11 protein-coding genes and 1 pseudogene are annotated in these 9,233 nt (G+C 66.4%); 1 reads left to right on the forward strand and 11 read right to left on the reverse strand.

All coding sequences use genetic code 11. The features are described 5' to 3' along the window. A pseudogene (locus tag A5736_RS26460) lies at positions 1-287 on the reverse strand (DUF4436 domain-containing protein); the annotation flags it as partial. Between the two features lie 210 nt (positions 288-497). Between A5736_RS26460 and pstS the strand changes: the two are divergent. Beyond that, positions 498-1,616: a phosphate ABC transporter substrate-binding protein PstS gene (pstS, locus tag A5736_RS19210; protein WP_076248027.1), complete on the forward strand. Its 1,119-nt coding sequence runs from the start codon at positions 498-500 to the stop codon at positions 1,614-1,616. 1 nt (position 1,617) lies between these two features. Here pstS and A5736_RS19215 read toward each other — a convergent pair whose 3' ends face one another. From A5736_RS19215 to rplB, 10 genes are all read right to left on the reverse strand, one after another. After that, entirely contained in the window at positions 1,618-2,538 is a 921-nt protein-coding gene (locus A5736_RS19215) for a DUF4436 domain-containing protein (RefSeq protein ID WP_076248028.1), read from the reverse strand. Positions 2,539-2,591: 53 nt separating this feature from the next. Then, positions 2,592-3,194, reverse strand: a complete 603-nt coding sequence (locus A5736_RS26885; protein ID WP_254848411.1) for a hypothetical protein — start codon at positions 3,192-3,194, stop codon at positions 2,592-2,594. Between the two features lie 28 nt (positions 3,195-3,222). Beyond that, positions 3,223-5,583 carry an arylsulfatase gene (locus A5736_RS19225; RefSeq protein ID WP_076126221.1) on the reverse strand — a complete coding sequence of 787 codons (2,361 nt, stop codon included), beginning with the start codon at positions 5,581-5,583 and terminating at the stop codon, positions 3,223-3,225. Between the two features lie 74 nt (positions 5,584-5,657). Then, a complete protein-coding gene (gene rpsQ, locus A5736_RS19230; protein WP_139333432.1) occupies positions 5,658-6,056 on the reverse strand; it encodes a 30S ribosomal protein S17 in 399 nt (132 codons plus the stop codon). After that, positions 6,053-6,286: a 50S ribosomal protein L29 gene (gene rpmC / locus A5736_RS19235; protein WP_076126217.1), complete on the reverse strand. Its 234-nt coding sequence runs from the start codon at positions 6,284-6,286 to the stop codon at positions 6,053-6,055. Before rpmC ends, rpsQ begins: the two co-directional genes overlap by 4 nt. Then, entirely contained in the window at positions 6,286-6,702 is a 417-nt protein-coding gene (rplP, locus tag A5736_RS19240) for a 50S ribosomal protein L16 (protein WP_076061509.1), read from the reverse strand. The genes rpmC and rplP overlap by 1 nt, the downstream gene beginning before the upstream one ends. A gap of 3 nt (positions 6,703-6,705) precedes the next feature. Beyond that, entirely contained in the window at positions 6,706-7,533 is an 828-nt protein-coding gene (gene rpsC, locus A5736_RS19245; protein ID WP_076061507.1) for a 30S ribosomal protein S3, read from the reverse strand. Further along, entirely contained in the window at positions 7,533-8,141 is a 609-nt protein-coding gene (gene rplV / locus A5736_RS19250; RefSeq protein ID WP_076248030.1) for a 50S ribosomal protein L22, read from the reverse strand. Before rplV ends, rpsC begins: the two co-directional genes overlap by 1 nt. After that, positions 8,138-8,419 carry a 30S ribosomal protein S19 gene (gene rpsS, locus A5736_RS19255; protein ID WP_007167837.1) on the reverse strand — a complete coding sequence of 94 codons (282 nt, stop codon included), beginning with the start codon at positions 8,417-8,419 and terminating at the stop codon, positions 8,138-8,140. Before rpsS ends, rplV begins: the two co-directional genes overlap by 4 nt. A gap of 12 nt (positions 8,420-8,431) precedes the next feature. Continuing rightward, positions 8,432-9,233, reverse strand: an 802-nt coding sequence (gene rplB / locus A5736_RS19260) for a 50S ribosomal protein L2 (RefSeq protein WP_175611338.1), incomplete at its 5' end; no start/stop codon positions are given.

Genomic DNA, 9,233 nt, shown 5'->3' on the forward strand with positions numbered 1-9,233 from the left:
ACCTTCACGGTGAGGCGATTCGCGACGGTTTCCAGCTTTTCGAGACGCACCAGCACGACGGTGTCGCCGGTGGCGTTCAAGTCCGGCGGCTTGATCGGTGCCGCCGATTTGGACAGCAAGTGGACGCCGAATAGCGACAGGCCGTAGACGATGATGAAAGCCACCAGGATGCCGATTACCAACAGCGTGCGCCGTCCCCCCCGTTTGGCGGGAGCATCGGGCGCGGCCTCGGGCGTCGGCGTGGGAGGCGTCGGGGGCGGGGGTGCCGGTGGGGCTTGATGGGTCATCGGTCAGCACCTCCGTGGGATTGCGGTGGCCCGGCGGGCAAGCACACGAGGATTCGATGGTAGCGAACCGGTGCGGTCCGCGCGGAGAATCGAAATTTCCGCGATCAATAGGCAATTTCCGGCGACCGCCGGACGGCTGCTCGCCCCCCAGCGAACCCGTTCATTCGGTGTTGGTTTGCCTGTTAATTCACTGGCGGTAAATGCCTGTGTGTGAAGCACAAGCGATCAGCCGCCGTCAGCGTGCTCGCGGTTGGCGCCATCGCCCTTGCCGGCTGCAGCAACTCCCATGCAACCCTGGCCTATGCCGCCGGGGCCAAGGTGGACTGCGGCGGCAAACAGGCCCTGGCCGCCAGCGGCTCGACCGCGCAGGCCCACGCGATGAGCCGATTCGTCGCGGCCTACACCAAGGTCTGCGCCGGGCAAACGCTCAACTACACCGCCAACGGCTCGGGCGCGGGAATCAGCGAATTCCTCAGCGGCAAAACCGATTTCGGTGGATCGGATACACCCCTCTCGGGCGACCAATACCCCGCCGCCAAGCAGCGATGCGGAGGCGCCGACGCCTGGAACCTGCCGGTGGTCTTCGGCCCGCTGGCCATCACGTACAACCTCAGCGCCGTTGACTCGTTGGTCCTCGACGCTCCCACGCTGGCCAAGATCTTCAACGGCACCATCACGCGCTGGGACGACCCGGCCCTGACGGCGCTCAACGCATCCATGCCCGCGGAGGACATCCGGGTCATCTACCGCAGCGACGCGTCCGGCACCACCGACAACTTCCAGTCCTACCTTCAGGCCGCGTCGGGCGGTGCCTGGAGTAAGGGCGCCGGCAAGATGTTCAACGGCGGCGTCGGCACCGGCGCCGCGGGCAACGTCGGCACCTCGGGGGCCGTGAAAACCACCGAGGGTGCGATCAGCTACAACGAGTTGTCTTTCGCGCTGCAGCAAGGGCTTTACGCCGCCGAGATCAAGACCCCGGCGAGCCGTAGGTCCTTGCGCCCGGTCCGGATCGGCACCGACACCGTCGGCAAGACCATCACCGGCGCGAAGATCATCGGCAACGGCAACGACCTCGTCCTCGACCTTTCGTCGTTCTACAACCCCGCCCAACCCGACGTCTACCCGATCGTCTTGGCCACCTACGAGATCGTCTGCTCCAAGTACCCCAGCCCCGACGTGGCCCAGGCGGTCAAGGCATTCCTGCAGGCGGCCATCGGCCCCGGCCAGATCGACCTCAACAAAAGCGGTTACATCCCGCTGTCGCCCGACTTCCAGGCACGCGTATCCGGCGCCGTCGACGCCATCACCGGAGCCCCGAACCCGCAGTAGGTCAGGTCTTTTGTCGTCGCTCCCGTTGCCGCCACCAACCGACCAGGAAGAGTGCCATCGCGACCACCAGGCCGATCAACACCCACAGCACGACGGCTTGGTCGATCCACGAACCGTACGGTGGGCTGCCGGGCAGGATATTGCGCAGCGGGACAATCGCAAACAGCATCGCGCCGTACCAGGTCGTCATCGGCGGTAAGAACGGGGTCCGGCCCAACGCCACGGGAATGGCCACCCACAACGCCAGCACCGGCAGGGCGATAAGGACCAGGCAGATGCCGACGTCGAAGATCAGCGGCCCCTTGGCCCGGTGCAACGTGATGATCACATTGTCCTGCACGTTCGGGTTGGCATCGTCGGGGTCGTGCACGCGGGTAACGGTGGCGTCCCAGCCGTCGAGCTTCCCGGTGGCTTCGACACGGGCGGGCGCCTTTTCACGGTTGGGTCCGGAGCCGGTGAACACGTCGGCCGCGATGACCTCCGTCTTGTAGGAGTCGAACGGCCAGTTACCGGGATCACCCTGCGCGGCGATGGTGGTGCTGACTTGCGCCGGCGCCTTGCCCACCGGGTACTGCAGGTCCCCCAGGTCGTTCTCCGGATACAGTCGCACCGCGGCATCGGTGGTGAGCACGCCGAAGTTCTTGTCGTACAGCGAATCCTTCGGATAGACAAGAACATTCACCGTCAAGCGGTTGGCGACGGTATCCAGCTTCTCCAGGCGCACCTGCACGACGCTGTCCTCGGCCTCGACCTTGCTCAGGTCCACCGCGGGCAGCGGGGGCGCCGACTTGGCCAGCAGGTGTACGGCGATCAGGGAAAGGACATAGACGACGATGACGGCCACCAGGATCGCGAACGCGATCGCGAGCTGCCGGACACGCCCCCCGGGCGGCGCCGGCGGCGGCAGAGGTCCGGCGGTCATCGAGGCATCACGGGGCCAGATGCTAGCAGCGGCCCCACAACGAAAACGGACTTTCAGGGGATTACTACCGCGAACTGCTGCGTCACGGTCGATTTCGCCGCATCGAAGCCGGGCGCTCCCGCGAGGCCTTCAAGATGGATGACCACCAGGTACGCCCTGGTGTTGGTCCAGATGTGGGTGATGCGGTCGGCGAAGGCTGTGCCGGACCCGATGGTGCCGTTCAGCAGCTGGCTGCTGTAGCCGCAGAACTGGGCCGGTGCGACGGTGAGGCGGACGTCGGGTTTGGCCGTGCGCAGGTCGGTGGCGTAGCGCAGGAAAGCTCCGCCGGGATCGAGGTCCGTCGGGGTGATGGTCACCTTCACCGACATCCCTTCCGGGCCGGTCGATGTCAGCGCCACGTCGCCGCTGCCGGTAGTCGAGTTCCAGCCGTCCGGCAGCGGTGTGACGATCACCGGCGCCACCGGATCCGCCACCGCCGCCCTGGCCATGCTCCCGCTGGTCGGCGGTGGCGGCATGCACGCGACGGCGTTGGGCGGGATGTGGTCGGGCAGGGTGACTTCGACGCCCGGCACCGGCTCGGCCGGATCGGGGGGTCTGGATGTCACCGGGGTGGCGGAACCACCGGTGGTCTTCTCGCAGCCGGCCGCCACGCCCACGCACAGGCAGAGCAGGCCAATACCCAGCTCAGTCGCGCGAAAACGCAAGCGCAACTTCGGCTTCCACGTCGATGTACGGCCGGCCGGACAGGTCGACGTCGACCTGCTTGATGGTGCCACCGGTGAACTCGAACGGCGCCTTGTAGCGACTGGAGACTCCGGAACCGCCGTTGCGCCCGACGGTGATGCCGGCACCGGCCAGCCCGAACGTTCCGGGATGGGTGCTCACATCGGCGAGCGTGCCGACTTCCTTGTCGTCGACGAAGAGCGTGAGGTCACCGAGCGGAGTGTGGCTGTTCGCCACGGTTCCGGTCCGCAGATAGCCGACGCCGAACACGTGCCGGCCCAACGGAACCGGGTCGGACGACGAAACCAGCTGCTGCCTCTCGCCGAGGAAGTTGTAAACGTAGTGCAGGCGACCGTCCTGGATGAACAGCACGTGCCCGCCGTGGGCGCCGCCCTGCTTGAAGAGAACGCCTTCGGCGCCGGTGGTATCCACGGTCACGTCGGCCAGCACGGCAAACGACCGGCCACGGATCTCGGCGGCGGCGCCGATGCCGACGTCCGCGCAGTTCGGATAGTAGGTGTAGCTGGTCCGCTCGCCGACCAGGTACGGACGGAAACGTGTCAGCGTTTCCATCAGGTCCAGATCGGCCAGCGGAAGGCCGTTGTACTTGTCGGCCTCGGAAAACCACAGCGCCTTAAGCTCTTCCAGCTTCTCGGGTTGCTCGGCGGCCAGGTCGTGGCATTGGCTGCGATCGGCCTCGATGTGGAACAGCTCCCAGCGGTCGGCGTCGAAATGCGACCACCCCGCCGGTGTCGCCGCGTGGATCGTGTTGGCGAACCAGCCCTGGTGCCAGATCCCGCGGGTACCCAGCATGGCGTAGAACTGGGTCTCCTTGCCGGTATCGGCGTTCGGATCGGCCAGGGCCGCTTTGAAGCTCACGCCGTCCAGTGGCTTCTGCGGGATGCCCTTGACCAACTCCGGCGGTGTCATGTCCAACAGGTCGTAGACCGTGGGCGTGATATCGCAGACGTTGACATAGGTGTCGCGGACCTCGCCGTGTGCGGCAATGCCGTTGGGCCAGGAGATGATCGCGGTGTCGGCGATCCCGCCTTCATGCGAGGCGTAGCGCTTGAAGAGTTTGTAGGGCGTGTTGAACGCCATCGCCCAGCCGATCGGGTAATGGTTGTAGGTCTCCGGGCCGCCGAGGTGGTCGAACAGTTTCATGCTCTCTTCGACCGTGTCGATGTAGCCGTTGAAGAACTTGCCTTCGTTGACCGACCCGTTCGGACCGCCCTCGCCGCTGGCGCCGTTGTCGGAGATCACCACGATGATGGTGTTGTCCAGCTGGCCGGATTCCTCGAGATAGTCCAGGATTCGGCCGATTTGGGCATCGGTGTAGCTGAGGAAACCGGCGAAGACTTCGGCCATCCGGTTGAACAGCTTTTTCTCCTCGTCGTTGAGCGAATCCCACGGCCGCACAGTGTCCTGCATCGGCCACGCCTGGCCCTGGGGTCCCGTCACGTCCAAATACGGGTTGACGGGCGACAATTCGGTGTCCGGCGGCACGATCCCCATCGACTTCTGCTTTTCCAGCACGATCTCGCGGTAGCGCTCGTAACCCATGTCGAACCGGCCGGCGTATTTGTCGGCCCATTCCTTGAAGACGTGGTGCGGCGCATGACCGGCGCCGGGGCACACGTAGCTGAACCACGGTTTGTCGGGCGCGATCACCTTGGCGTCGCGGATGAACTCGATGGTCTTGTCGGCGATGTCCTTCGACAGGTGATAGCCGTCCTCCGGCGTGCCGGGCGGATTCACCGGGTGGTTGTCGTACACCAAGTCGGGATACCACTGGTCGGTCTCGCCGCCCAGGAATCCGTAGAACCGTTCGAAACCGCGCGAGGTCGGCCAGTGCCGCTTGGTCGACGCCATGCTGGACTCTTCGAGCGGCGTCAGATGCCACTTGCCGACGCAGTAGGTGTTGTAGCCGCGTTCGGCGAGCGCTTCGGACAGCAGCGCGGTGTCGGGCGGAATGCGACCGTTGCAGTTCGGGAAGCCGTCGGTGAATTCCTCGATGGTGGCCATGCCCACCGTGGTGGCGTTGCGACCGGTCAGCAACGACGCACGGGTCGGTGAGCACAGCGCGGTGGTGTGGAATTGGGACAGGCGCACCCCGCGTTCGGCGATCCGCGTCATGGCGGGCATCTCGACCAGGCCGCCGAAGCAGTCCCAGGTCGCGATGCCGGTGTCGTCCCAGACCAGATAGAGGATGTTCGGCGAGTTCGGTGGCGCGGTCGGCGCGGCGTACGGACCCCAGTCCGGCTCCGAATCGCGAATATCCAGCTCGATTTTGCCCTGAAAGGCTCGGGAGTCAGTCGACATGCGCCGAGCGTAACGCCACTGCGAAGATCGCGATCTTTTTTCGCCGTGGCGTTACGCTCGATGTCGCTTCGGGGCTACTTGGCCTTTTCCAAGATCTCGACAAGCCGCCAGCGCTTGGTCGCCGAGGTCGGGCGCGTCTCCATCAGCGCGACCCGGTCTCCGATACCGGCGGTGCTGTTCTCGTCGTGCGCCTTGACCTTCTTGGTAGTCCGGATGATCTTGCCGTACAGCGGGTGCCGCATGCGGTCTTCCAGCTCGACCACGATGGTCTTCTGCATCTTGTCGCTCACCACGTAACCGATGCGCGTCTTGCGCCGGCCCCGGGTCTTCGGGGCGGCCGGTGTGTGCTTGGGACCCTTGTCCGTCGAGGCGGTGTCCTGTGCGGCGGCGCGCTTAGGAGCGGCCTTCGCCGCCGCTTTCGCCGGGGCCTTTTTTGCGGCGGTCTTGGACGCGGTCTTGGATTCTGCCATCACGATTCCTTACCGTCGGGCCCGGAAGCCAGGCCCAGTTCTCGTTCGCGCAGCACGGTGTAGACGCGCGCGATTTCGTGGCGCACGGTCCGCAACCGGCGGTTGTTGTTGAGCTGCCCGGTCGCCATCTGGAAGCGGAGGTTGAACAGCTCCTCCTTGGATTCGCGCAGGCGCTCGGTCAGCTCGTCGTCGGTGAGCTCACGCAGTTCGCCAGGCGAAATTCCCACTGCCATCAGAACTGATCCTCTCGGGTAACGATGCGTGCCTTGATCGGCAGCTTGTGGATCGCGCGGGTGAGCGCCGCACGGGCGGTCTGCTCGTTGGGGTAACTGAGCTCGAACAGGATCCGGCCCGGCTTGACGTTGACAATCCACCACTCCGGCGAACCCTTACCCGAACCCATCCGGGTTTCCGCGGGCTTCTTGGTCAGCGGGCGGTCGGGGAAGACGTTGATCCACACCTTGCCGCCACGCTTGATGTGGCGGTTGATCGCGATACGCGCGGACTCGATCTGCCGGTTGGTGACGTAGGCGTGCTCGAGCGCCTGGATGCCGTAGTCGCCGAAGTTCACCTGGGTGCCGCCGCTGGCGATGCCGCGCTGCCGGGGATGGTGCTGCTTGCGGTGCTTGACTTTGCGGGGAATCAACATGATTCAGCTCTCCGTGCTCTGCGGTTCAACGGGCGCCGCGGCCTCGGGGGCGGGGGTTTCCTCGGCGCCCGCAGCGCGGCCGGCCTCGGTGCTGGTCGCCGTGGTGCCCGACGCGCCACTGCGGCGCGGACGGGTGCCCGAGGGCCGCTCGCGGCGCGGGCGGTCGGCGCCCGCCGGTGCGGCGGCTGCCAATTCGCGCTTGCCGCCGACGATGTCGCCCTTGTAGATCCACACCTTCACACCGATCCGGCCGAAGGTGGTCTTGGCTTCGTAGAGGCCGTAGTCGATGTCGGCGCGCAGGGTGTGCAGCGGCACGCGGCCCTCGCGGTAGAACTCCGAACGGCTCATCTCCGCGCCGCCGAGGCGCCCGGAGCACTGCACCCGGATGCCCTTGACGTTGGGCTGCCGCATCGCCGACTGGATGGCCTTGCGCATCGCGCGGCGGAACGCCACCCGGTTGCTCAGCTGCTCGGCGACGCCCTGGGCCACCAATTGTGCTTGCGACTCAGGGTTTTTGACCTCGAGGATGTTGAGCTGCACCTGCTTGCCGGTCAGCTTCTCCAGGTCGGCGCGGATCCGGTCGGCCTCGGTGCCGCGGCGGCCGATGACGATGCCGGGACGCGCGGTATGGATGTCCACCCGGACCCGGTCGCGGGTGCGCTCGATCTCCACGTCGGCGATCCCGGCGCGCTCCAGGCCGGTGGACAGCAGCCGACGGATCGCGACGTCTTCCTTGACGTACTCGGCGTACTGCTTGTCGGCGTACCAGCGCGACTTCCAGTCGGTGGTGATCCCGAGCCGGAAGCCGTGCGGATTGATCTTTTGGCCCACTAGTCGGAGCCTCCCTTCGCTTCAGAAGTCTCTCCGGCTTCCGCGGATTTGCCCTCTGGTTTGACCGCAGCCTTCTTGGCGGCCGCCTTCTTGGCCGGGGATTTGGCCGCCGATTTCGCGGGAGCCTTCTTGGCGGGAGCCTTGTTGGCCGGCGCCTTCTTGGCGGCGGCCTTCTTGGCCGGGGCCTTCGCGGCGGCCTTGCTGGCCTCGGCGCGGCGCGCCCTGGTCGACTTCGCGGACCGCTGGTCCCTGGCGGGCCGGCTCTCCACCACGACGGTGATGTGGCTGGTGCGCCTGCGGATTCGGAACGCGCGGCCCTGGGCGCGCGGACGGATGCGCTTGGAGGTGGGGCCCTCGTCGGCGTAGACGGTGGCGACCACCAGGGTCGCCGGGTCCAGTCCGTTGTTGTTCTGCGCGTTGGCCGCGGCGCTCGCGATCACTTTGGCGACCGGTTCACTGGCGGCTTGCGGGGCCCAGCGCAGGATGTCCAGCGCGTCGGCCACCGAGCGGCCGCGAACCAGGTCGATGACCCGGCGCGCCTTTCTCGGCGACACCCGGACGAACCGCGCCTTGGCGACCGCCGAGGGAAATTCCGTAGTGGTGCTCATCGACGCTTGGCCTTTCGGTCGTCCTTGATGTGCCCCTTGAAGGTTCGCGTCGGCGCGAACTCACCGAGCTTGTGGCCGACCATCGCCTCGGTGACGAACACCGGGACGTGCTTGCGCCCGTCGTGCACGGCGAAGGTGTGGCCGATGAAGTCCGGAATGATCGTCGAACGCCTCGACCAGGTCTTGATGACCTGCTTGGTGTTCTTCTCGTTCTGCGCGTCCACCTTCTTGAGCAGGTGGTCGTCGACGAACGGACCCTTCTTCAGGCTGCGTGGCATGGTTCGCTACTCCTACCGCGAGTGCTTCTTGCCGGTGCGCCGGCGCCGGACGATGAGCTTGTTGCTTTGCTTATTCGGGTGGCGGGTGCGGCCCTCGGGCTGACCCCACGGGCTGACCGGGTGACGGCCACCGGAGGTCTTGCCCTCGCCACCGCCGTGCGGGTGGTCAACCGGGTTCATGACCACACCGCGGACGGAAGGACGCTTGCCCTTCCACCGCATGCGACCGGCCTTGCCCCAGTTGATGTTTGCCTGCTCGGCGTTGCCCACCTCGCCGACCGTTGCGCGGCAGCGCACGTCGACCCGGCGGATCTCGCCGCTGGGCATGCGCAGCGACGCGTAGCTGCCCTCCTTGCCGAGCAGTTGGATGCTCGACCCGGCCGACCGCGCGAGCTTCGCGCCACCGCCCGGCCGCAGCTCCACGGCGTGGACCAAGGTACCGGCCGGGATGTTGCGCAACGGCAGGTTGTTGCCCGGCTTGATGTCGGCGTTGGCACCGGACTCCACCACGTCACCCTGCGAGAGCCCTTGCGGCGCAATGATGTAGCGCTTCTCGCCGTCAAAGAAATGCAGCAGCGCAATGTTCGCGGTGCGGTTCGGGTCGTACTCGATGTGCGCGACCTTGGCGTTGACACCGTCTTTGTCGTTGCGGCGGAAGTCGATCACCCGGTAGGCGCGCTTGTGACCGCCACCGCGGTGGCGGGTGGTGATCCGGCCGTGGGCGTTGCGCCCACCATGACCGTGCAGCGGGCGCACCAACGACTTCTCCGGCTCCGACCGCGTGATCTCGGCGAAATCGGACACGCTGGCGCCG

It is taken from the genome of Mycobacterium sp. SP-6446 (assembly GCF_001954045.1).
In the GTDB taxonomy this organism is placed as follows: Bacteria; Actinomycetota; Actinomycetes; order Mycobacteriales; family Mycobacteriaceae; genus Mycobacterium.

Bases quoted from the DNA above. Each gene is read 5' to 3' on its own strand.
- A5736_RS19215 (WP_076248028.1), bottom strand. From the start codon at position 2,538: ATGACCGCCGGACCTCTGCCGCCGCCGGCGCCGCCCGGGGGGCGTGTC.
- A5736_RS19225 (WP_076126221.1), bottom strand. From the start codon at position 5,583: ATGTCGACTGACTCCCGAGCCTTTCAGGGCAAAATCGAGCTGGATATT.
- rpmC (WP_076126217.1), bottom strand. From the start codon at position 6,286: ATGGCAGTGGGAATTTCGCCTGGCGAACTGCGTGAGCTCACCGACGAC.
- rplP (WP_076061509.1), bottom strand. From the start codon at position 6,702: ATGTTGATTCCCCGCAAAGTCAAGCACCGCAAGCAGCACCATCCCCGG.
- rplV (WP_076248030.1), bottom strand. From the start codon at position 8,141: ATGAGCACCACTACGGAATTTCCCTCGGCGGTCGCCAAGGCGCGGTTC.
- rpsS (WP_007167837.1), bottom strand. From the start codon at position 8,419: ATGCCACGCAGCCTGAAGAAGGGTCCGTTCGTCGACGACCACCTGCTC.